The organism is Methanomassiliicoccus sp. (assembly GCA_033485155.1).
In the GTDB taxonomy this organism is placed as follows: domain Archaea; phylum Thermoplasmatota; class Thermoplasmata; order Methanomassiliicoccales; family Methanomassiliicoccaceae; genus UBA6.
On sequence record JAWQJJ010000007.1, the window covers coordinates 60107 to 82805 of the forward strand.

Consider the following 22699-nt stretch of genomic DNA (forward strand, 5'->3'; position numbering starts at 1 on the left):
GGCCGAAAACACTGGATGGAAAAAGAGGGAAGTAGTTTCTGAGTTCAGGTTCTATTGCTTAGAACCTTCTCTCGCTGCGTGCCGGCTTATGCTTCTGGTAGCATTCCCTGCAGTACACCGGCCTTCCCTCAGTCGGCTTGAATGGGACCTGGGTCTCTGCTCCACAGTCGGAGCACTTGGCTGGATGCATCTCACGGGGCTCGTCGCGCCTATAACCGCCTCTTCTGTCGTTCATACTATTACCTGTTGCTACTTTCCACATGTGGTTCAGACATGTGTATGTCTCTCCAATTCATAATCTGGTATAAAATAACACCTATTGCACCCATCGTTAAACGAAATTAACGTCGTTCAACCCAGTAACTCGCTGTTTCTGAGCGACTATGGCTCGGACCTCGTAGCCAGTATCATCTTAGACAAGGTTTATATGCGAAACTGCTCATCCATCCCCCCCATGAACAAGAACGTTCTGTTGGTCCTCGTCATCATTCTCACCCCTATCGTCATAATGGGCGTTCTGGCAGTAGGTGGAGCGGAGAAGTTCGAGGAGAAGAAGCAGGCGGCCGAGCAAGAGGAAAGCGGCACTAATAACACCGAGGCGGCGACCATCCTGCTCCCCGTGGAGGGTGCAATCTCCACCTTCCCGTCATACTCCCTGTCCCCTCTGGCATATCAGGGGTTAGCGGTCAGGGCAACATAAACCCCTTCGTTGTTCTTTCTCCTGGCTCTTGATCATATGGACTCTTCATTTATCGAGAGCGAAAGATGCCGTACTTAGGTTGGAACGATTTTGCTGGGCGGCCTTGAGGTGATCGCGAAATCTCAAGGCGCCTAGCGATCTCAGTCGCTGGGCCGGGAGGCCTTGCCCTCTGAGGTCATGACTATCCTCACCCGTTTGCCTGGCGGAACCTCGATGACGACCTCGTCCCTAATACTCCGCTCAGAGACCTCCTTCTCCTTCCTCACGCTCTTGTTCATCTTGAGCATCTTTTCGCTCGGCTCATCGAGCAACACTATGTTCATCCGCCGGACCTCATCCGATGCCGCCAATATCAGCTCGCCCACTGTATCACCCTTGATCCACTGGAAATCCAGGACGGGTCCTGTTTACGGGACGACGACTGCCGCTGCGGTCGCCGGTCCGTGAGCCCATCTCTTCGTTAACCATCCCTAACGCGCACCTTAGGATATCGTTTTCTATCGCCCCCTAACTTCGGGGACGCTCCTTCAGGGCATCGACAGCCATTAAGCATTTCTTCAGAAAAGGGAGCCGAGCTATGGGATGAGGTCATGGAATGGCTCGATCCTGCGATTATGGCCTGTCAGCATGATCCTTCGTCTTATCATAAAAAACGAATGTCGTATGTGGCTTCTGGAAAAATTGGAATACATCAATTAAGGAATAAAACCTACATAATTCAGTTAGGAATGATTATAAATGTTTGTTTCAAATTATCTTGATTGATACAATGACTGCAAACATACCAACAGGAGCCTCAAAACCGGGCGTACCGAAGATGTTCATCGCCGCGATCGTCGTGATCGTCGTTGCGGTGGCAGCGGCTGGGGCCTTCGTCCTGATGAACGACTCAGGAGCTTCGGACCAGAACAACAATGCCAGCAACTCGAACAGCAACGATAACAACAATGGAACGAAGGATAACACCAGCAGCAACGCTTACTCTTACTCTCCGAAAGATGGAGATTTCATGGAGTTCAAGACGACCACTGTATCTTCGGCCATGTCGTTCGATATGACCATGAGATGGGCCGTCTCCAACGTCACCTCCACAGGTTATGACATCACCCTCAACCACACAAATACCTTATTCGGATACAGCTACAGCAACACGATCCACGCCAATCTGACCGATGATGTGGGCTCAGGAGCGGTGGACGAAAACTACACAAAGGGCACACTAGTTGGGACCGAGACCCTATCCACTTCTTTCGGGACCAAGCAGGTCGAGCACTGGCGTCTACAGGAGACCGATGGCTCGAAGACCACGGTGACCGATTATTACATCGGTAAGGATACCAAGATGACCTATAAGATGGTGGTCACCGAGACTGACTCCAGCGACTCGAATGGCAACGCGACGATCACGACCGTGCTCACGGACACCAACATAGTCTCCCTGACGGCCCGTAATTAAGTCCCATTCCCAAACCTCTTTTCTTTTTTCGATGTAGACTTCCCCAACTTCACATCAGGTAGGGTTAATTCCCCAGCTTATCAAGAGTTATCTGATCAAGCCAATACGGCAGCTCATGGGAGAGATCACATACTCTCTCACTCCGGATCATTGACCCAAATCCGAGAAGCGAAGAAGCCTCACTTCTGAAATTACGAGCAACGAGGAGAGAGAAGCATCCTGCCAAGGCGGCCTCCATTAGCTGTGCTGGATCCCATGGCTATCCCATTTGTTATTTATTTTTATTCTCAAGAAGGAATTGTTAAACAGATTCCTTTATCTTATATTTAAAAATCACAAAAGTAAATCAAATGTAACATTTTACAAATACAGAAAGGTGTTTATATGGGCTTCAAGGCAACTAAGATCGGAGGGGTGAGCGTGCTCACCATCCTCGGTGTGGTATGTTTGGGATCGTTTTTGATCGCTGCGTTCACTTGGTCAAGCCAGGTCACTGCATCGAAGGGGCCACAAGAGGTATCACTGGCTAGCCCGAGCAACAATGAGTGGGATGATGCCAGCTTCTTTCAGGCAAACGTCGCCTATGACATAACAACAACAGCAACGTACAATTTCCACAGTGGGACCCAGATAACTTACTCCTTAAGTGTTATAGCAACAGCTAATCAAGGGACAATTGAGCTATCCGATTTCACGATAATAATCTCTGGAGTAACAGTAACACTTACCGAGACCTCGGCTGGTACATGGTCATCGAGCCAGATAACAATTAGTAGCGACAATCCAAGCGATGAAATCAATGTACGAATTGTCCCAACGAACAATGCGCTCGACCTTGGCCAGGTGCACTTTGCAATATCCGCCCAATCATCGGCCTAGGCAAACCCCTTTAATTTCTTTTCAAATAATATTGAAAACGGGGAAATTATATGGGCTTGAATCAGCAAAAATTCCTCGACCTGTTCATCGTCATTTCGGGGGTCGTAATTCTGCTTCAGTTCATACCGATGATCAATACAATCACATCGATCACGGTCATCGGACTCGATACATTTTCCGGAGAAACAGTCTTTACACTTCAAGCTCTGGTGATCGCATGCAGTGCATTCCTGACGACCGATGCCCTGTTGTCCCTGCTCCCTGTTCAAGAGGGTAGATCTGAAAGGAGCATACTTCGTCCCCTTCCGTTCGTATCCGGTTCCGTGCTCGTAACATTGGGATTGGCATCCATTTGCCTATCGCGCGCGGTGGTCGGTGGGACAGGCAATTCGCTTCTTCTCGCAGGCGTTGAGCTGTTCTCTCTTGGCACGCTCTCCCTGGCGCTGTTCGTTGAAAGAGAAGGAAGGGCGTCATTGATCGACGGCATTCCCAACTACGCATACCTCTTGTTCTTTCTCGCGATGCTGCCCACAGCTGCCCTTATGCGCCTCTGAGCATAACCTCGTACATCCGTGTCTCATACGGAGGCACTTGTCATTCTGCGTGATCAGGACAGAAGTGCTTCGTACGTCAGCTGCTTTTTTCTCTGCCATCACTTTTTATTGATGATTTTGAAATGAATCAGGCGGCCCAATGGGCCGTTCATACCATGATGTCTATTTTAATTCGAACCTCCATCGCAATATGGAGGATAATGCCAATGGCTGAAGCGCGCTCAAGGGCAAAGCCCAAGGATATCGACGAGTACATCGCCGCCTTTCCGCCCGAGATCCAGGAGAGATTAGTCATGATCCGTCAGGCCGTAAAGGCAACGGTTCCTGAGGCTCAGGAAACGATCAGCTATGGGATGCCCGCGTTCCAGCTCAACGGCCCCTTGGCCTACTTCGCCGCGTTCAAGAGCCACATTGGCTTCTATCCAACCCCTTCTGGCGTCAGCGAGTTCAGTGAGGAGCTCTCTCACTACAAGCAGGGCAAGGGGTCGGTACAATTCCCGAATGACGCCCCGATCCCCCTAGACCTGGTGAGAAGGATAGTAAAATTCAAGGCGAAAGAGAACGCCAAAAGGGCGAAGAAGCAAGAATGATCGCTCTCCGAAGAGGAGTGAGTCAGGATAAACTCCCGTCGTGGGCAGAGAGGATCTTAGCTTTCTTCTTCGCAGCGACGTTTCAATGCTTCGTTCATTTCTTCGAACCCCTTGTTGGGATGGCCAACAGCATCCGTCATCGCATCTTGACAAAACGTTCTGTATCTTCCGGCGGAATGTCTCGGATCATACCGAGGTATGCTTCAAGATCGGCTTCCAGCACACGCCGGTCCGTTCCCTGAAGGAGTGTCCAACGCTCACCATTCCACTGGACGATCGTCACTTCATGATCATACCGATCAGCCCCCTGTTCCCATGCCTTGAGATTAAACCTGACGACGCTTGCCCCTAAGCCGTTGGGGAAGCGATAGAGCCACTGCCAGCTGTTCTTACCAAAGGCTGGAGCTTCCTTCCCATAGGTCTTCGATATCTGTTCCTGAGAGATCAGCATTGGATATGGCTGAGAGGAGATCAAGAACTCCTCCAGCACAATCTCGTTTTCCTTAGCCACGCATCCTTATCAGGCATAGAGGTATTTTCGCCTTCCTCTCGATGCAGGGCGAGAAAACATAGAGACCCTTGTTGAACATAGGACGGGCCTCTCGCTCGACACCGACCGAGCATCGGGGAGTCCAGCCAAGGGATCTTGGAGGGGCGATGTAAGAATATGGAATGTGTTTTGTAGGAGTCCAGCAGAAGACTCATCGAACTCTGACCGGCATCTCCTCCTTTACCAATCTTCCCTCAATGAACGCCAACAGATCCTCGTTCACCTGATGCTTGTGCGTTGTGCACATCCCATGAGGGGCTCCGTCATAGATCTTGAGGGTCGCGTCCTTGACCAGCTTGGACGCAAGCATCGCTGAGGCTCTGATGGGCACGATCTGATCGTCGTCACCATGGAGGATTAGGGTAGGCACATCGATCTTCTTGAGGTCATCAGTGAGGTCCGTTTCGGAGAACGCTTTCACACAGTAGTACGCTGCCGGAAAACCGCACATCATGCTTTGCAGCCAGAACGTATCCCTAACACCTTCTGACTCTCTTGCGCCGGGGCGGTTGTAGCCGTAGAACGGCATGCTGAGGTCCTTGAAGAACTGCCCCCGGTCTGCGACGATTCCGGAGCGCATCGTATCGAACGCTTCCTTCGGTGTTCCGTTCGGGTTCGAAGGGGTCTTGAGCATGAGGGGTGTGATGGAACCGATCAGCACGGCCTTGGATACACGGCCCGTGCCGTGACGGCCGATGTATCTCGCCACCTCGCCACCCCCCGTGGAATGGCCAACGAGCACCGCGTCCTCCAAGTTGAGCAGTTCGATGAGTTCGGATAAATCGTCGCCATAGGTGTCCATATCGTTACCTTCCCAAGGTTGGTCTGAGCGCCCATGGCCACGGCGATCATAGGCCACGCACCGATATCCGTTGGAAGCCAGATAGAACATCTGATCTTCGAACGCATCTGAGCTCAATGGCCAACCGTGGCTGAAGACCACAGGCTGTCCGCTCCCCCAGTCCTTGTAATAAATGCTCGTTCCATCTCTTGTCTCAAATCTGGGCATCAAATCCCTCGGAACGGGCTGCTAGAACGCACTATAATTAGTTTGCACGCCGAAGGGGGTTAACTTCTTCATGAATCTTAGGAGGATATTGCACTCCAAGCCGGCTCATCGTGGGGTCTTCAGGCCGGAAAGGCGATCCGGTCTTATCAAGAGGCGGTTCCTTCTTTTCTCTCCTGAATATAAGATGACGATCGCCAGTCCGGTGGCGACAGCGACTGCGGTGATCACCGTGACAAGGATTCCAGCTAATACAGTATATCGCCGCAAATGACAATCTACCCACGCTCGCTCTTGGGCGATCATGCCGGTCTTGAATTCTCCGACGTTCCAAGTTATCTGACGGAGGGATCGCTTTGCAGCATCCCGAACGCGTTTCCCTCTGTGTCCTCCGCGAAGGCAACATATCCTAGCCCCGGTACGGCCCCTTTTGGTATCAGAACCTTACCTCCTGCCTGCTGGACCTTTTGCAGGCACTCATCGATGGAATCCACGGCGACGGTGTTGACGACGGTTTTAAAATGTGTGTTCTCATGTATCGCGCCGTCAATGCCTGGCTCTCCGCTCTCACCTGTTGTCACAAGCCAATAGTCGATGGGGCCGGCCCACTTCTCGATCTTCCAGTCGAATACTCTCTTGTAAAACTCCACGGCCCGTTCCGGCCTCTCTGCAGGAATCTCAAAATGAATGACCCTCGGCATTTACACCACTCTTGAAACCTTAGGTCTGTACTGCCCATATAGATTGTCCAGGCAGAATCCAAGCATCATGAAGTGGAGCAAGAGGCAACAGGTATCGGTCGCATGCTCAAATCGCCGACAAGATGAGAGCCATTGATCGAGACATGAGAAATGAAAATGAAAAGGGTTTGTCGAATGTTCAAGCGCTCTCGTGCGGTTCACGAAGATCTCGTGAGGACCTTTGCCCTATCAGCAGGGAAAGGCCTATACATATGGCCGAGAACACGAAGAGCGCCGATAGCTGCATCCAGCACCCGTCCCACCCGAACCCATTCAGCATGACCAAGCGGGAACCTTCGATGCCATAGGTCAGGGGAAGGAGGTAGGATATGGGCAACAAGTAGTCCGGCAGGGCTGAGATCGGAAGGATGATCCCACCCAGCAGAATTGCTGGATAGAGCAAGAGCGGCAAGACGACCATATTGGCGGCGGATCTACCGTTCAGGAGCTCAGCAAGCAATTGGCCCAGAGAGGCGCTCGCAACTGCTAGTAAGGACAAGATGGTGAACGCCGCCGTCATATCCCCCGCCATCCGTATGCCGAAGAGAGCGAGGACCGTCAAAACTGTCGCGGCCAGGACCATCCCGGTGATCGACCACATCAGCACCATCATTCCCCTACTTTTTAAGGTCGATGCAGGATCACGCTCTTTCTCCACCTTCTTCCCGAACAGGAGGGCCGGCATCAGAGTCAGGATGAAGATGAGCAAACCAGCGATGGCCGGCGCCATGAAGTCACGCATATTGGTGCCTTCACCATAGACAATGTCCGGGACCAACTTGATCGGTTGAGAAATGTGATACGAAGATACAAGGGCGGCTTGGGTCGACCGCTGCACCTCTGCCAGTACAGAGGCGGCGGCTATGGGGTTGGAGTTATCGGAATAGATAGTAAGGTCGGAAGGCGGGACCGTCGTACCGTTACGTGCGGAGGACATCCACGACACGATGTCGGCAGTAAAGCCGTGGCCGAAAACGATGACCGCCTCAACGCTCCCCCCCTTCAGATCATCCAGAGATTGGTTCAATGGATCATTGTCCTCCGGACCCCATGAGTTTTGGATATGGAGAGTTGTGCCTTCTGTCATAATGCTCGTGATCAAAGCGGCTGTCGATGAGTTGCCTTGAGCTTCATCCAAGTTGACGATATCAACACGGATGTCCTGTGTTGGCCCCTTTTCGAAGGCCAATCCGAACAAGGATATCACGATCGTGGTGATGATCACCAGCACGGCAAGCTGCTTGATGTAGAATGTGTCTAGATCAGCCCTCAGGGATTTCCCATCCTTTTTTTGTCGCATGTTATCTCTCCTTTTAATCCACGAACTAGGTCCGGCACCTTTCAGGCGCGTACCTTAAAAAATGGTAGGGCCCGAAAGATGGATTTAGTTGTTGTAACTTTCATAGTTACAATGATGGGACGAGCCGTTGCTGAACTGATCAGGCTTGGCATGGGGGAGTATGAAGCCCGCACATACATCGGTCTGGTGGGCCTGGGGGAAGGCACCGCGAGGCAGATACACGAGGCTAGCGGCGTCCCTCGGCCCCGCATCTATGATATCCTCGAATCGTTGGAACAAAAGGGCTTCGTAGAGGTATGGCAGGGCAAACCTAAGCATTACCGTGCGGTCTCGCCCGATCGGCTGATGCGTATCCTGCGCATGGGCTTGGAGGAATCCATGGATGTGGCGTCCGAAGAGCTGAACGACCTCAGCCTGGAAGCGCGGAACAAGACGTTCCCGGTGTGGCATGTCAAAGGTGAATTGAGCATCACGGACCAGATCCGGACCATGTTCGACGACGTTAAAACGGAGTTAGTCGTCCTATGTACAAAAACCTCTGCATTTCGATCCTTGATCAACGATCTCAAAACTGTCAGTGAGAAGGCCAAGGTCATATGCATGGTCCCCGAGGGCGGCAGCACTTTCAAAAAAGTGTTGCCTGGCGTTTTGATCGTAGAGCCTCATCTGGGTGCAACGGACTTCTCCGAGAACTATACAAGGCTATTCACTAGTAAGCTCCAAACCACCGACGATATCTACCGCGTAGAGATATTCATCGTCATAGATGGGGTGCGGTCTCTTCTTCTTTACGAGGTAAATGGCGAAAAGACAGCTATCGTATTTGAGCTTCCCATTATCACGATTCTCCAAAGAAGCGCCATTATCAGCTTGATCAAGGAGGCTGAAACTATTGGGCGAAGTTGATCGATCCCTCGATAGGTGGCCGGCCCAATTCAACTGCTTCCATCTCTCAGCAAGATCGTCCTGGTGCCTGACCAAGCATGCTGCTGCATCACCACCTCGCTGTCGCGATATCTTTTCATGGTCTGATGCCTACTCGGCGGTTGGCGTTCGTTTCCCGTCGACCTTCAGGTAATTTCCTTTCTTGCAGGCCTGCCTCCCATCAGCCTGTAGATGCCTGCAGCCAATATGGCCCCTACTATCGGCATGATAATGAAAAGCCACAGTTGCTCAATAGCCCATCCTCCGACCAGGAGAGCTGGTCCAAAACTCCTGGCAGGGTTGACCGAGCAATTGGTTATAGGAATCCCGACCATGTTGACCAGAGCGAGTCCAAGGCCGATGGGAACTCCGGCCAGGTCCTTGGGGGCCAGGCGATCGGTCACGGCCAGGATGGTCAGTATGAACACGAAGGATAGGACCAGCTCGGTCACGGCACAGGCCATTAGGTCGTAACCCTCGGGTGAGTGATCGCCGTAGCCGTTTGCGCCAAGACCTTGCGAGAGATCGTAACCTCCCGGTGCTCCCTGGGCGATGACGAGTATGATCGCAGCGGCGACCGTAGCTCCGATCAATTGAGCGATTATGTATCCGGCCATGTCCTTCAGGCCCATCCCTCGGGCGATGGCGATGCCGACCGTCACCGCCGGGTTCACATGGCAACCGGATATGTAGCCTATCGAAAACACCATGATCAGCAGGGCGAGGCCAAAGGCTGCGGCAATCCCTAAGACTCCCAAGGATTGACCGGCCAAAACAGCGGCGCCAACTCCACCAAGCACAAGAACGAAAGTCCCCACACCTTCGGCCAAATACTTCCTAATTCCATCACCCATACCGAAGGTCGAGCCATTAGTATATATTATTTCAGGGTTAGAAAAATTGAAAATTGGTTCTGTTACTTGTTCGAAAGCTGAAAATAATGTTGTTGGTTCGCTCACTGGGTTGAAATTAGGTGCAGGGGTTGTGCTTTGAACGCGCGTGCCACTGAAGAAAAGTTCCCTTGTCGAAATGCACCCGAAGCCGGGCATTACACATCGCAACGTCTTACGGCCAACGCCTGCCCGTTTCATCGTGCATAATGTGCTGGGCGGTCGAACGTCCTAGCCATCTACCCATGTATGATGGCGCATCTTAGGCGACAAATTGCCATTGTTGTTGGCACTTTTACTCCGCAATTAGCATACCTCACTCCTACGGATTGAACACGGCATTATGCAATTAATCTGCCAGGGTGATGGCTTTGGGGTCCGAAAGATCACCTGGCAAGCCCCATGTGAGGGATCAATCGCTGCTTTTATGGTCCAGGCCGAGGACCAGCGTGGGAGATGAGGCACCGGCAGGCACGTAAATGGCGGTGGTGGTCACATCCCCGTTGCGGATGATATACCTCACTGGTTCGGTACTATTATCCCTCCAGGCCTTAAGGTCGTCCCTGATGTTGGTCCCGGCCACCGTATCGTTGGCCATGCCCACCGGTATGAACGAGTTCAGGTGGCCGATGGAGCCTTGATCCAGGTGGACGAAAAGGATGGAGTGGGCTGGGACCCCGACTTCCAGGTCAGAGATGTTCACCTTGTCCGAGGCCAGGGACAGTGACCCGGGCTGGAACTGGACCAGATCGTAGATGGCCGAGGTGTTGGAGGTCAAGGCCCAAAGTTCCGAACTGATGGCCCCGCGGATCAGGTAGTCCATGGTCAGCCACTGGCCGCCGTGGCTGATGCGGGTGTAATCCGCGTAGGCCCGGAAGAACAGCTGGCCGCCCTTGGAGATGTTGACCGTCAAATTGCCTTGGTCCGGGGAGATGTCGATCGAGCCGTGGATCACCGCTAGGGTGCCGGCAATGTCGGAAAGGGTAACGTTCACCGCGGTCCGGTCGGTGCCCCAGACGTCGGGGTGGTTGATAGCCATTACATCAGCTCCCTGGGCCAGGCTGAAAGTAACAGTGGTCTCGTTGGCAGCGACCAAGTGGATTGTCCCCCAGGGGTTGTTGTGCACCATAAGCTGCACCGACGGGGAACTGACCGAGAACATGGACAGGTTGAGAGCTCCGTTCGCCCCAGCCAGACCAGACACCCGCATCGCTTCGAACACGGTAGCCTGGCCCTGATTGTTATAGACCTTGTAGGAGGTGATTGAACCAGTGCTATGGTCATAGTCGAACGCCACGAACTTCCCCGAGACCTCGCTCCCGGACTGGGAGAACGCCCCGAGCATTTCCAGGTCCTCGGCCCTTTGTAGAAGTGAATCCCGGTCGGCCGACCCAGCCGTGGTCACGAACCCGGCACTATCGGCCAAAGAGAACGTTCCGTTTTTGGTCTGGTTGAAATCGTCGACCATGCTCCCCCCCTGTGGCATTTTCTCAGATCGGGGAAGAGAGAGTAATGCGAACGTTCCAACCAACAATATAGCGGCGACCAAAAAGGGCACCAGATACTTTACTTTTTTACTAGCCACGCTGGGATAAGGCGAGCTGCGCCTTAAAAACAGTTACGATAGTTTACCTATCCGGGATATCGGACGTTCTTGGGGGCTTACCGACACGGGCAGTGCTTGCCCCGCTTGTAAGACCAGTTCTCCGGGCCCATACTGGCGGATCATCTGGTGATTGTGTCCCAATATCTTCCGTGGAACCGCTTGAGTGGCGCGAGCGTGTTGCAGTTCTTGTTCTCCTTGCACTCCCAGCAGCCCCGGTAGCCTTTCTTCCGGACGCTCTCATGGATCAGGCATACCTTCGCCCCTGTCCATGGTGCAGGGCCTCTTTCAGTCGATATGTCCTATCTCGCCAGAACGCGGACGGATGTGGGGAAGACCATCAGGGTGCTGTTGGCCTGGGTGCGCAGGTGGGCGTAGCGGTTGAACTCGACCTTGTCAATGGCGCTCTTCAGCTCCCTCACCGCATCGAACAGCCTCTTGCCCAGGTGGATACATTAGCCGCAGTAGCACTTTGTATCAGATACTTGGCATATACTAACAATGTTAATCGTTGAGACAGATTATTCAGAAGCGGTGCAGGGAGTGCGATTTGAACGCACGAACCCCTAAGGATAGGGTCCTAAGTCCTGATAATAAATATATGGATACATCTATGAATATATTTCTTGATCCCGGCCGAAAATACACCAGCATAGGTTTCTGAGAAATTTGCCAGAAAAATAGGGAAGGTGGTGGCTGCTTTCAATATGAAACCAATTTATCCTCTGATTAGATATGGCCTTGTGGCTGACGGGTTGACAAGTACTTGGGAAGATTTCAGGGCAAAGGCATCGGGTTCCTGCGGAGGCTGCCCAAGAAACAAAGACAAAATGCTAGTCCTCTTTTCCCGACGTGGTCCGAACCACCAAGTGAAGTATGTAATCATATCGCAAGAACCAGGATTCTGGCTTCGTTCGCTTTCAACCAATGAGGCAGCGGAGGCAAGATTGGCCAAGGTGGCGAAAGAAGGTGGACCCTTGGACGATCTCAAACGCTCGAACCCACTTTCCAAGGTTGTTCAGATATTTTCCAAGTTCGATCCGGCCGATGGGCAGATATATTGGACCCACGCACTGAAATGCGTCCCCTCCAAGAGCGACCGAGATATCAACAAGGAATGGCGGAAGGCAGCGACTCGGTGTGAAGAGCACTTCCTCGAGGAACTTAAGATGCTTGGAAAAACAGAGTTAAACATCCTGGCCTTCGGCAAATATGCTCTGGAGCTCTGTCTACATGCCTTCGATGGACAGGACATCGACCAGGAGCTAAGCATCAGCGAATTCATGCAATCATCACGGCTGCCTATCACCTACAAGCACAGGTTCAGAGACGGTTCGTCCAAGACTTTGAACTTATTTGTGTTCACCAATCCTTCCAGTGAGGTCGTGAAGGTCATGAAGAGTGGCGGAAAGATGACCGTGGAAGAGATTCAAGACCTCGAGATCAAGCGCATCCAGGATACGCTGCGTAAGCCTCGCTCTGGCTAATTTCTAAATCGGAGAATTTAGAAAATGAGTGCAGGGGGTGCGATTTGAACGCACGGACCACTAAGGATAGGATCCTAAGTCCTACGCCGTTGGCCAAGCTTGGCTACCCCTGCGTGCTGGATGGGATGAGGAACGGGGTAATAAAATCATTGCTGACGATGAACGATATGGGACCAAAGAAGCAAAGGCCGGAGCAGGATACAATGGTAATGGCGCTCGTTTGATTGGTGGATTGCTCATAGGGCCGTAAGAAAATGTGTAAGGCATGCTCGATCTCAACTAGGGCGCAGGGTCCTCGCGTCTGCAATGTATCTCAATGTGTCGGGGCAGAATCAACATTCTCGGAACGAGATTAGATCTGCACATCAACAATATCTGATGAAATAGAAAAGCAAGACGAGGATGGCGGTAACAGCTAGCGACGTATCTGCCGAGGGGGTCCCCTATAATTATTTGAACGGCCTTCCTTTTTCCAACTTGGAGCCTGGTCTCTCAATGACAGAAGAATATGTTCATGGCTATTCACAGAGGGAAGCGCAAAGGCTAAGGGATCAAGCGACGACACTTACCGACCTATTGCATTATGATACGCATTATCCAGAGAAGAGCATGGTCCTGGAGGCAGGATGCGGCATTGGTGCTCAGACGGTCTCCCTTGCCCGGAACAGCCCTGGCGCCAAAATCACATCGATGGACATCTCAGTAAGCTCGATTGAGAGAGCCAAGTGTTGGGTGAAAGGCGAAGGAATTACGAACGTCGAATTTATGGTCGCAGATATCTTCGATTTACCATTTAGCGATGGATCGTTCGACCACATATTCATCTGCTTTGTTCTCGAACATCTTCGCAATCCGATCGATGCCTTGAAGCAACTGAAAAGGGTCCTCCGCGATGGCGGCACGATCACCATCATCGAGGGAGATCACGGATCGGCTTACTTCCACCCGGAGAGCAAGGAGGCATGCAAGGCGATAGACTGCCTGGTACGGTTGCAAGAGATGTCCGGAGGAAATCCCAAGATCGGAAGGCAGCTCTTCCCATTGCTGGCCGAGGCGGGTTTTGATCATATCGAGATATCGCCCAGAATGGTCTATGTGGATGACAGTAAGCCAACATGGGTGGAAGGATTTACAAAGCTGACCTTCACGAGCATGGTCGAGGGCGTTGAGGAGGAGGCGCTATCGAACGGGATGATCGGAAGGGATGAGTGGAAAAAGGGAATCTCGGACCTATATCGGACCGCAAAGCCCGGCGGTACGTTCTGCTACACATTCTTCAAGGGAGTGGCCAGAAAGGGATGATGCATCATCTTTACTCCGTTCATGAAACCGAGGTGGGGTTTGGGATAATAGAACACTCCTCGGCGTCTCTAAAAAAGGACGTAAAAAATGCCGTCTAGCGCAACGAGCTCCCTCGATCTCGACGCCCAGGAAGGCGAACTGGCTGACGCCAGGATAAATTCGCCCCGTTGGGATGGAGGGAAGAGGGGATCGACCTTCACACGTTCCCTCTTATTACATCCTTCAGGCTAGTTGCTCTAGGTTGTCGGCACATCGCCTAGCGCTGCGGGCGCAAGTGCTGAAATATTCATCCCCCGGGATAGTGTCGCACATCGAAGCACAGGCCCTGCATATCTTAACCACCGTGGAAGCAAATTGCCTTAGGTAGGGAGAGCCTCGAAGCATCATCTTCTCGCTCAGATTGCAGCTTCCAGCACAGTCCATGAGCACGCCTAACACATCCATCTGTGCGGTCTCCCCCCCGTTCCTAATCGCGTGGAATACAGTCTCCTCGCAAATATCGCGGCAGTCCCTGCAGGCCACGATCGTCTTCTCCACATAGCTGATTTGCTCTTTGGTCATTGTAGCCATATCTGAAACTCTCCCATTTTCCGATTCGACCATTGCCGATTGAAGTAGACATCACCACCGGGATGTCCCACGCTCCTATTTCTGGTTGGGCTGTGACGGCGTACCGAGACAATTCCAAGCACAGAGTTGCCAGCTCTTTCGCCATTGTTCGTAACTGGCTAGTCTGGGGATTTTTCCGAACCTACGAGTATTTTTTATTTGCTGCCTGATAAGTGATAGAGATCTGCCGTTCGGTGATATTATCGCAGAACAATAGGTAAGCCATTCACTCTTTCGATCCTTATATCTGCAGGGCATCTATGCAATCTTTCTGTTGATCGACCATGACACGTCCGCCGTTCAAGAGTACAAGGTGTGACAGGAGGAGAGCTGAACGGTGTCACGCGATAATGAATCAAGCTCTTCGTGTCACTTAAAGCTACAACAATTGTTAAAAATAGAAAATGATCGCCCTTTGTTGACTGATTTTTTATTTAGACTGTTCCTCCGAACTCCTGCACCAGCCTCTTGGTGAGACCTTTGAAATACTCGCCTGAATCCTCCGACCTGACCACGGCATCGAAGGATTGCTGCACATGTTCCTTCAGGAGGTTGCATATCTCTTGGTTCCTCTTCGTGATGAAGAAGTAGCCGAAGAAGATCTCATCGATGACACCATAGGTCGAGGGATGTTCCTCCAGAATCCTGATGAACTCCTCCCGCCCCATGACCGGCACGAACCGCTTTCCAAGGAGGGCCTGGCTGAGAACGTCCCCCATACAGGCGTACAACGCTCTCAGGTCGTCGTCCGGGATGCGCCCCCTGTCCATGCTCTTCCTGAACAATTCCTCTGCGATCCTATCAATATACCGATGGGCCTTCTCAGCAGGTATGCTCAAGGAAGAAATCGAATGAATCCCCTCTGCTTATGAATGCAAAGCTAGTGATTAAATGCTTTTTGTTTTATCTGGGAATGTAATGCTAAAGAAATCCGAATAGAGTCTCCGACCTTTGTCGTCGTCCCCGGTGCTCTCGTCGTCCCCTGAGGTTCGCACCACCATCGACCTGTTTCAAGTGTTTCCAGCGTCAACTCGGGCGGCGCGCGCCAGCTCGACCTCGAGGACGTGCCGCATCGAGGCCATGGCGTTATCGCGGTTCTGGGGGTAGGACTTCACCTTGCCCCGCACAGCTATGACATCATCACCGTCAGTGAGCACAAATTTCTCCAGGAACGCCTCCTGCTTGTCCAGGCGGAAATAGAAGAATGACTCGTCATCGAGCCTGCGGTCCAGGCTGTCGAGCAGGGACCTCAGCGCCTCCGGGCCGAGGGATCGCAGCAGCGCCTTGATGTGCTTGGAGTCGGTGACCTTGGCCTCCAAAACGAGAATCGGGTTGCCGTGATAGCCAGTGCTCGAACTTCTGGTGACGTCCTCGACCCCCGAGACGAACTTCAGCGCCCTCTCCACCCGCTCGGGGTCTTCGGTCGCGTGGGCAAACGTCCGGAAGGACAGGTTGGCGATGTCCATGCTTGCCCATGCCCTCCAAGGCTATTTCTGGTTTCCGCCTCGGACTTGTATATCATTTAGAACAATTGCGCCGTAAGATTAAAGTGGAATCCTATATACTCGTTCCCTGGCTAGCAGCCGAGGTATATCAACATGTTAGAAGTACGTTTTCACGGGCGGGGCGGCCAGGGAGCCGTCATCGCCTCCGAGATACTGGCCAGGGCGGCGATGAAAGAAGGTAAGTACGCTTCGGCCTTCCCGTTCTTCGGTGTTGAGAGGAGGGGGGCCCCGGTGATGGCGTTCTGTCGCATCGACGACCGCCCCATTCGCATTCATGCCGGCATCTACGGGCCGGACCATGTGGTCGTCCTGGACCACGGGCTGATGAAGATGGTCAACGTCCAGGAGGGACAGAAGGAGGGTGGTTCGCTGGTAGTGAACACCTCGATGACCCTGGATGAGCTCGGCCTACCCGCCGATCGCCGGACCCTGCTCATCGATGCGACCACCATAGCTCTGCGTCGGGGGCTGGGCAGCGCCACTGCGCCCATCGTCAACACTGCCATCCTGGGTGCCTTCGCCCGGGCCTGCGACATAGTGTCCATCGACTCCATCCTGGAGAGCATCAAGGAATCGGTGCCGGCCAAGAGGGACCAGAACGTGGCCGCCGCCCAGGATGCCTATCGTTCACTGGAGGGGATGTGATGTACAAGACCTACAAGGACCTCCCGGCCGAGCCGGTCGCGTCCCAGCACACCGAAGATATCATGACCGGGACCTGGAGGACCATCCGCCCGGTCCTCAATGAGGACAAGTGCATTCGCTGCTACATGTGCTGGAAGTTCTGCCCAGACATGAGCATGATAGTGGAGAAGGAGGGCGACTACCCGCACGTGGACCTTGATCACTGCAAGGGCTGCGGGATCTGCTCCAACGAGTGCCCCCGGGGGGCCATCAGGATGGAGAGGGAGACCCTATGATCGAGATGATGAACGCTAACTACGCGGCGGCCCGGGCGGCCAAGCTGGCTCGGGTCGATGTGACCGCCGTATACCCGATCACCCCGCAGACCTCCATCTCGGAGAAGCTGGCGGAGATGGTGCAGAAGGGAGAGATGGACGCCAAGTTCATGATGATGGAGAGCGAGCACTCCGCGATGTCCGCCCTCATCGGTGCCTCGTACGTCGGGGCCCGTACCTTCACCGCCACTTCCTCCCACGGCTTGGCGCTGATGCACGAGATGCTAATGTGGGCCGTCGGCGCCCGACGACCGATCGTCATGCCCGTAGCTGCACGTACCATCGGCGGCCCGTGGAACATCTGGGGCGAGCATCACGACGTCATCACCGAGCGCGACACCGGCTGGCTGCAGATCTTCTGCGAGAATAACCAGGAGGTGTTGGACACCGTGCTCATGGCCTATCGCGTGGCGGAGGACCCTGAGGTCATGCTGCCGATCATGGTCATCGAGGACGGGTTCATACTCTCCCACACCGTCGATATCGTGGACGTCCCGGAGCAGGAGAAGGTCGACCGCTACCTTCCACCGTTCAAGCCGGAGTACCCCGTGGACGTGAAGAACCCCATGCGACACGGTGGTCTGATGATGCCGGACTGGTGGACGGAGTTCCGGTACCTCATCTACCAGAGCCAGGAGGTCGCTAGGACCAAGCTGCTGGAGGCAGAGAAGGAGTTCGAAGCCATCTTCGGCCGCAGCTACGGCGGGATGATGGAGTACTACAAGTGTGACGATGCCGACGCCGTTCTGGTGGTGGCCGGTTCGGCCGCCGGTACGGCGAAGGAGGTTGCTGACCGCTACCGTGCGGAGGGCAAGAAGGTCGGAGTAGCCAAGCTCCGGGTCTTCCGTCCCTTCCCGGCGGAGGAGGTCCGCCGCCTGGCGGACATGACCACCACGATCGGAGTGTTCGACCGCTCCTACACCTATGGCGACGGGGGTGCCATGTTCAACGAGGTCCGCTCCGCGCTGCAGTCGACGGGTTCGGTCATGAAGGACTACGTCGGCGGTCTCGGCGGACGGGACGTGACGGTCAAGTTCATCGAGTGGATCTTCGACGATCTGCTGAGGATCGCCGAGGCTGGCAAGGCCGACCGTACGGTCGAGTGGGTCGGCCTCAAGGATGGAACGGGGAGGTGGTAAATTGGAGAGCACCGAATCGACGAAGAGATACAAGTTCACCATACCTCAGGAGGAATACATCACTCCCGGGCACAGCGCCTGCCCCGGATGCGGGGAGCCGTTGGCGATGCGTTATCTGCTCAAGGCTCTCGGACCCAACACAGTCATCAACGTGCCTGCGGGGTGCTGCGCCGTCATTCCTGGCGTGTGGCCTCGCTACGCGGTCAAGGTCCCCTTCGTGGACCATGCTTTCGAGTGCACCGCCGCGGTGTCCTCGGGCATCAAGGCCGCGCTGGAGAAGAAGGGAATGGACGACGTGACCGTGGTCGGCTGGGCCGGCGACGGCGGAACGGTGGACATCGGGCTGCAGGCGCTCTCAGGCGCGGTGGACCGGGACACTGATTTCCTTTACGTGATGTATGATAACGAGGCGTACATGAACACCGGCATCCAATGCTCCGGTGCGACCCCCTGCGGGGCGTGGACCACCACGACGCCAGGCGGCAAGCACATCCAGCAGCGCAGGGACAAGAAGAAGATCCTCGATATGATGATCGCCAACGGCATAGTCTACGGCGCGACGGTCTCGGTCGCCTACCCCGACGACTTCATCAGGACCATCCAGAAGGCCAAGGGCATCAAGGGACCCAAGTTCATACATGCTTACTCCCCCTGCCCCTCGGGTTGGCGCATGGACCCCCGCAAGGCGATCGAGGTCTCCCGGCTGGCGGTGCGCACGGGGGCGTTTCCCCTGTACGAATTCCATAACGGGAAGTACTCGTTCACCAAAGAGATTAAGAAGAGGAAGCCGGTTGAAGAATATCTTCGCCTCCAGGGGAGGTTCAAGCACCTGACCCCCGCTGATGTGGCCGAGGTCCAAGCTCTCGTCGACAGGGAGTACGAGGCGCTGGTGGCCAAGGTGGGGGCGAGCGGACGGTGACCGGTTGGACAAGTTATTGGGGAACGGTGGGAGGCTCCTCCTGCTCGGGAACGAGGCTATCGCTAGAGGTCTGATAGAAGCCGGGGTGGGGGTCGCCACCACCTACCCCGGAACACCATCCTCGGAGGTCGGCGGGATTCTGGAGAACATCGCCTCCGAGGCCGGGATGTACTTTGAGTACTCCGTCAACGAGAAGGTCGCCATGGAGGTCGCCGGCGCTGCCGCGGCATCTGGTGTACGCTCCTTTGCCTTCATGAAGCATGTCGGCCTCAACGTCGCCAGCGACGCGTTCATGACCCTGTCCTACACCGGAGTCCGGGCGGGCATGGTGGTCATGTCCGCCGACGATCCCTCCTGTCACTCGTCCCAGAGCGAGCAGGACAACCGCTTCTATGCCAAGCTCGGTCTCTATCCCATGCTGGAGCCCTCCACCCCGGCGGAGGCGAGGGATATGGTGGTCGAGGCCTTCCGCATCTCTGAGCTCATCGGCGCTCCGGTCCTGCTGCGGACCACCACCCGGGTCAACCATGCCCGGGGGGCGGTAGATCTCAGGGAGAAAATGGCGCCGGTGCGCAGAGGACGGTTCGAGAAGGACCCTCAGAAGTTCGTTACTGTTCCGGCCAACGCTCGATTGGGACGTCTGGAGCAGCTCAAGCGGATGGAGGCAGCGCTGAAGCTGTCCGAGGCTTCGGACCTCAACTTCAGTGTGGGGAGCTCCCGTGTCGGGGTCATCACCAGCGGGGTCACCTATACCTATGCCAGAGAGTGGCTGGAGGGCGTCGAGGTCTTTAAGCTCGGGTTCACCAACCCCGTCCCCGAGGACAGGATCGCCAAATTCTTGAGGGGAAAGGAAAGGGTCGTGGTCCTCGAGGAGCTGGAGCCTTACTTGGAGGACGAGGTTCGGCGCATCGCCCAGCAGGCTGGCATCGAGGTCGAGGTTCTGGGCAAGCGCACCGGGCATCTGCCCCGGGCGTACGAGTACTCGCCCGATCTCGTCCTGTCGCTCGGTTCGATCCTCGGGGTGAAGGGGGAGAAGGAAGCCCTCCCGCCAGTGGAGCTGAAGCTGCCTCCCCGGCCGCCGGTGCTGTGCGCCGGATGCCCCCACCGCTCAACCTACTATGCGGTCAAGAAGGCGGTGGGCAAGGACGGCGCGATCTACTCCACGGACATCGGATGCTATACCCTCGGAGTTCAACCGCCGATGCAGTGCGCCGACTTCGTGTTGTGCATGGGTTCCTCGGTGGGAGCGGCCGGCGGGTTCGCTGCGGCCACTGACCAGAAAGTGGTGGCGTTCATCGGTGACTCCACCTTCTTCCACGCTGGCCTGCCCGGTCTGATCAACGCCGTGTACAATCGCCACGACCTCACGCTGGTCATCCTGGACAACCGGACAACGGCCATGACCGGCCATCAGCCCAACCCGGGTGTGGGCCGGGAGTACGGCGGGGTGGAATCGATCGGCCTGCCCATCGAGCCCCTTGTCCGAGCTTGCGGGGTGGAGCACGTCCGCACCGTCGACCCCTACGATGTGACGGCGACGATCGAGGTCATGAAGGAGGCGATCGCGTTCGAGGGCCTCTCGGTGGTCATCTCTGAGCACCCATGCCCTCTGGCGAAGAGAAAGGAGGGGAAGCTGGCCCCGGTCAAGTACGCCATTGATCAGGAGAAGTGTGTGAAGTGTTACACCTGCGTGTCCCGCTTCTCCTGCCCTGCCCTAAGCAAGGAGGACGGGGTGGTCAAGGTGGACCTTTCGCTGTGCATCGGCTGTGGGTGCTGTGCCCAGGTATGCCCGAAGAAGGCGATCGAGGTGGTACAGTGAAGTACAACATTCAACTGGTAGGGGTCGGAGGACAGGGTGTGCTTCTGGCATCCACGGTCCTGGGCAACGCGGCGGTGGCCGAGGGGCTGGAGGTGGCGATGTCCGAGGTCCATGGCATGGCCCAGAGGGGAGGCAGCGTGCTGTGCTCGGTACGCATGGGGCAGGACATCCTAAGTCCGCTCATCCCGATGGGAGCAGCAGACCTCTTGCTGGGCTTCGAACCGGTGGAGACCTGCCGGTCCCTCAGCACCGTCAACCGGGACAGCCACATCGTCACCAGCATCACGCCCGTGGTCCCCATAAGTGTGTCGGCCGGGAAGGATGCCTATCCCAAGGTGGACGACATGCTCGAGGCCATCCGTTCGGTGAACAAGAACCTCATCGCCCTCGACGCAACGGCTCTGGCGATGCAGGCGGGGAGGGCGATCACCGCCAATTCGGTGCTCATCGGCGCCATCTCCGCGGTAAAAGGCTTCCCGCTGTCCAAGGAGCGCATGCTGGGTTCGCTGCTCGAGGTCGTCCCGACCAAGGCCCGGGACATCAACGTGAAGGCGTTCGAACTCGGCTTCGCCAGGGTGCGTTCGGTCTGACCACAGCTCTCTGAACGCTCGGCGGACCTGCACGGCCGATCGGCCGAGGTCCGCCATTTTTTAATTCACCGGAGCGACCTGCTGCAGCCCCCACCCGATGATCACTTTACCGTATCCTCTCAGCTCCTCGTCCAGCTCGGCGTCCCCGGTATCGACCCGTAGGGTCTTGGTCTCCTTCATCTTGATGGGGGTAGCCAGGATGATAACGTTGCGTACTCCCACTTTCTCGATGACACGGTGCGATATCTGCTGGTTACCGCGGCCGAATATGAACCCCTGGGCCCCGATGGGCGAAACCACTATGCGAGCCTCAGGGTACACCTCCAGGGTCTTGAGGATGGTATCCTCATCGACATCCTTGGCCAGGAGACGGCGGTCGGCCACCAGGTCGACTCCCAGCAAGGTCTTGCCTACTTCCAGCCTCCGGCCCACCGCTTCCAATGTCGTCCCTGGACCGAGGATGTAGAGGACACCATCTTTCATCGTGTCCACGAAGTACTTGGCGATGGCCTCCTTGTGCTGGTCCTCGGTCGCCCCCCCGAGAGCGAGCTTATATGGCTGCATCAGGGTCGGCTCCTCGGGTGTCAGCATGTATCCGTACAGGGAGGCGCTCACGCTGCCCAGACGGACCTCGGCTTCATCGATGTCCATAACCTCGGACCGGTGGGCGGGGAGGTTCTCTACCCTAGTGCGGCGCAGCAGGACCCCGGCGTCGTGAGGGGTATTGGCGAACACCCCCGAGTGCATCTTGACTCCGGACGGGATGCCGATGGCCGGCACCCTCTCATCGACGACGTCCATGACGTCCCGGGCGGTGCCGTCGCCGCCGGTGAAGAGCAGCAGGTCCACTCCTGCCTCAAGGATGGCCTCGCAAGCAGACCCAGTATCCTTGTCAGTGGTGATGCCGGAGGGCGAGCACACGACCGTCACACTCGTGGTATGACGGCGGAGGACGTCCTCTCCCATCAGTCCTCCGGCGGTGATGAAATCATAGGCGAAGAGATCGCCGGCGGCGCGCAGCGCCTCATCAGTCCGATCTTGGGCAATGGGACGGGCTCCCCGTCTGATCGCTTCCTCCAGGACCTCAGGGGTGTCCGTCCCCTTGAGCCCAACCGCTCCCCCCATCCCAGCTATCGGGTTGATGACGAGTCCAACGCGCACGTCACATTAAGGTAGTA

General features: G+C 55.3%; 26 protein-coding genes and 1 tRNA gene. 14 read left to right on the forward strand and 13 right to left on the reverse strand.

The features are described 5' to 3' along the window. Positions 1-58: 58 nt before the first annotated feature. Positions 59-262: a CxxC-x17-CxxC domain-containing protein gene (locus SA339_10585; protein ID MDW5563662.1), complete on the reverse strand. Its 204-nt coding sequence runs from the start codon at positions 260-262 to the stop codon at positions 59-61. A 192-nt stretch (positions 263-454) separates the two neighbouring features. On the opposite strand from SA339_10585, the gene SA339_10590 reads away from it, so the two are divergent. Next, the gene (locus SA339_10590; GenBank protein ID MDW5563663.1) at positions 455-700 is read left to right on the forward strand and encodes a hypothetical protein; all 246 of its coding nucleotides are present in this window, start codon (positions 455-457) and stop codon (positions 698-700) included. Positions 701-840: 140 nt separating this feature from the next. On the opposite strand, the gene SA339_10595 is transcribed toward SA339_10590, so the two are convergent. After that, a complete protein-coding gene (locus SA339_10595) occupies positions 841-1023 on the reverse strand; it encodes a hypothetical protein (protein ID MDW5563664.1) in 183 nt (60 codons plus the stop codon). 494 nt (positions 1024-1517) lie between these two features. Here SA339_10595 and SA339_10600 point away from each other — a divergent pair, with 494 nt between their 5' ends. From SA339_10600 to SA339_10615, 4 genes are all read left to right on the forward strand, one after another. Beyond that, positions 1518-2156 (forward strand): hypothetical protein, encoded by a 639-nt coding sequence (locus SA339_10600; protein MDW5563665.1) that lies wholly within the window; start codon positions 1518-1520, stop codon positions 2154-2156. Positions 2157-2576: 420 nt separating this feature from the next. Next, entirely contained in the window at positions 2577-3035 is a 459-nt protein-coding gene (locus SA339_10605; GenBank protein ID MDW5563666.1) for a hypothetical protein, read from the forward strand. Positions 3036-3085: 50 nt separating this feature from the next. Then, complete coding sequence (locus SA339_10610) at positions 3086-3589, forward strand: hypothetical protein (protein ID MDW5563667.1); 504 nt, start codon at positions 3086-3088, stop codon at positions 3587-3589. 206 nt (positions 3590-3795) lie between these two features. After that, positions 3796-4179: a DUF1801 domain-containing protein gene (locus SA339_10615; protein ID MDW5563668.1), complete on the forward strand. Its 384-nt coding sequence runs from the start codon at positions 3796-3798 to the stop codon at positions 4177-4179. Between the two features lie 136 nt (positions 4180-4315). Here the strand turns inward: SA339_10615 and SA339_10620 are convergent, their stop codons facing one another. From SA339_10620 to SA339_10635, 4 genes are all read right to left on the reverse strand, one after another. Continuing rightward, positions 4316-4690 (reverse strand): hypothetical protein, encoded by a 375-nt coding sequence (locus SA339_10620; GenBank protein ID MDW5563669.1) that lies wholly within the window; start codon positions 4688-4690, stop codon positions 4316-4318. 190 nt (positions 4691-4880) lie between these two features. Next, positions 4881-5738 carry an alpha/beta hydrolase gene (locus tag SA339_10625; GenBank protein ID MDW5563670.1) on the reverse strand — a complete coding sequence of 286 codons (858 nt, stop codon included), beginning with the start codon at positions 5736-5738 and terminating at the stop codon, positions 4881-4883. A 332-nt stretch (positions 5739-6070) separates the two neighbouring features. Next, positions 6071-6436, reverse strand: a complete 366-nt coding sequence (locus tag SA339_10630) for a VOC family protein (protein MDW5563671.1) — start codon at positions 6434-6436, stop codon at positions 6071-6073. 178 nt (positions 6437-6614) lie between these two features. Continuing rightward, positions 6615-7775 carry an ABC transporter permease gene (locus SA339_10635; protein ID MDW5563672.1) on the reverse strand — a complete coding sequence of 387 codons (1161 nt, stop codon included), beginning with the start codon at positions 7773-7775 and terminating at the stop codon, positions 6615-6617. Positions 7776-7853: 78 nt separating this feature from the next. Here SA339_10635 and SA339_10640 point away from each other — a divergent pair, with 78 nt between their 5' ends. Beyond that, the gene (locus tag SA339_10640; protein MDW5563673.1) at positions 7854-8681 is read left to right on the forward strand and encodes a helix-turn-helix domain-containing protein; all 828 of its coding nucleotides are present in this window, start codon (positions 7854-7856) and stop codon (positions 8679-8681) included. A gap of 164 nt (positions 8682-8845) precedes the next feature. On the opposite strand, the gene aqpZ is transcribed toward SA339_10640, so the two are convergent. Both aqpZ and SA339_10650 read right to left on the reverse strand, forming a co-directional pair. Continuing rightward, positions 8846-9553, reverse strand: coding sequence for an aquaporin Z (gene aqpZ, locus SA339_10645; protein ID MDW5563674.1), 708 nt, complete (start codon positions 9551-9553; stop codon positions 8846-8848). A 448-nt stretch (positions 9554-10001) separates the two neighbouring features. Next, positions 10002-11057: a hypothetical protein gene (locus SA339_10650; GenBank protein ID MDW5563675.1), complete on the reverse strand. Its 1056-nt coding sequence runs from the start codon at positions 11055-11057 to the stop codon at positions 10002-10004. Positions 11058-12169: 1112 nt separating this feature from the next. Between SA339_10650 and SA339_10655 the strand changes: the two genes are divergently transcribed. Further along, the gene (locus tag SA339_10655; protein ID MDW5563676.1) at positions 12170-12679 is read left to right on the forward strand and encodes a hypothetical protein; all 510 of its coding nucleotides are present in this window, start codon (positions 12170-12172) and stop codon (positions 12677-12679) included. A gap of 29 nt (positions 12680-12708) precedes the next feature. On the opposite strand, the gene SA339_10660 is transcribed toward SA339_10655, so the two are convergent. Further along, a tRNA-Leu gene (locus SA339_10660) sits at positions 12709-12792 on the reverse strand. A 289-nt stretch (positions 12793-13081) separates the two neighbouring features. Between SA339_10660 and SA339_10665 the strand changes: the two genes are divergently transcribed. Then, complete coding sequence (locus tag SA339_10665; GenBank protein MDW5563677.1) at positions 13082-13981, forward strand: methyltransferase domain-containing protein; 900 nt, start codon at positions 13082-13084, stop codon at positions 13979-13981. Positions 13982-14203: 222 nt separating this feature from the next. Here the strand turns inward: SA339_10665 and SA339_10670 are convergent, their stop codons facing one another. The 3 genes from SA339_10670 to SA339_10680 all read right to left on the reverse strand — a co-directional run bounded on the left by SA339_10670 (position 14204) and on the right by SA339_10680 (position 16056). Beyond that, entirely contained in the window at positions 14204-14542 is a 339-nt protein-coding gene (locus SA339_10670; protein MDW5563678.1) for a hypothetical protein, read from the reverse strand. Positions 14543-15024: 482 nt separating this feature from the next. After that, positions 15025-15429: a hypothetical protein gene (locus SA339_10675; GenBank protein MDW5563679.1), complete on the reverse strand. Its 405-nt coding sequence runs from the start codon at positions 15427-15429 to the stop codon at positions 15025-15027. A gap of 171 nt (positions 15430-15600) precedes the next feature. After that, entirely contained in the window at positions 15601-16056 is a 456-nt protein-coding gene (locus SA339_10680; protein ID MDW5563680.1) for an RNA-binding domain-containing protein, read from the reverse strand. 132 nt (positions 16057-16188) lie between these two features. Here SA339_10680 and SA339_10685 point away from each other — a divergent pair, with 132 nt between their 5' ends. Genes SA339_10685 through iorB form a run of 6 tightly spaced genes read left to right on the forward strand, consistent with a single transcriptional unit; the run spans position 16189 to position 21521 of the window. After that, positions 16189-16740: a 2-oxoacid:acceptor oxidoreductase family protein gene (locus tag SA339_10685; protein ID MDW5563681.1), complete on the forward strand. Its 552-nt coding sequence runs from the start codon at positions 16189-16191 to the stop codon at positions 16738-16740. Then, positions 16740-17015, forward strand: coding sequence for a 4Fe-4S binding protein (locus tag SA339_10690; GenBank protein MDW5563682.1), 276 nt, complete (start codon positions 16740-16742; stop codon positions 17013-17015). Before SA339_10685 ends, SA339_10690 begins: the two co-directional genes overlap by 1 nt. Beyond that, positions 17012-18193, forward strand: a complete 1182-nt coding sequence (porA, locus tag SA339_10695) for a pyruvate ferredoxin oxidoreductase (protein MDW5563683.1) — start codon at positions 17012-17014, stop codon at positions 18191-18193. Before SA339_10690 ends, porA begins: the two co-directional genes overlap by 4 nt. Position 18194: 1 nt before the next feature. Beyond that, a complete protein-coding gene (locus SA339_10700; protein ID MDW5563684.1) occupies positions 18195-19112 on the forward strand; it encodes a 3-methyl-2-oxobutanoate dehydrogenase subunit beta in 918 nt (305 codons plus the stop codon). Positions 19113-19116: 4 nt separating this feature from the next. Then, a complete protein-coding gene (iorA, locus tag SA339_10705) occupies positions 19117-20931 on the forward strand; it encodes an indolepyruvate ferredoxin oxidoreductase subunit alpha (protein ID MDW5563685.1) in 1815 nt (604 codons plus the stop codon). Further along, a complete protein-coding gene (gene iorB, locus SA339_10710; GenBank protein ID MDW5563686.1) occupies positions 20928-21521 on the forward strand; it encodes an indolepyruvate ferredoxin oxidoreductase subunit beta in 594 nt (197 codons plus the stop codon). The genes iorA and iorB overlap by 4 nt, the downstream gene beginning before the upstream one ends. A gap of 60 nt (positions 21522-21581) precedes the next feature. Here iorB and SA339_10715 read toward each other — a convergent pair whose 3' ends face one another. Continuing rightward, positions 21582-22682 carry an ATP-NAD kinase family protein gene (locus tag SA339_10715; GenBank protein ID MDW5563687.1) on the reverse strand — a complete coding sequence of 367 codons (1101 nt, stop codon included), beginning with the start codon at positions 22680-22682 and terminating at the stop codon, positions 21582-21584. Between the last annotated feature and the right edge of the window lie 17 nt (positions 22683-22699).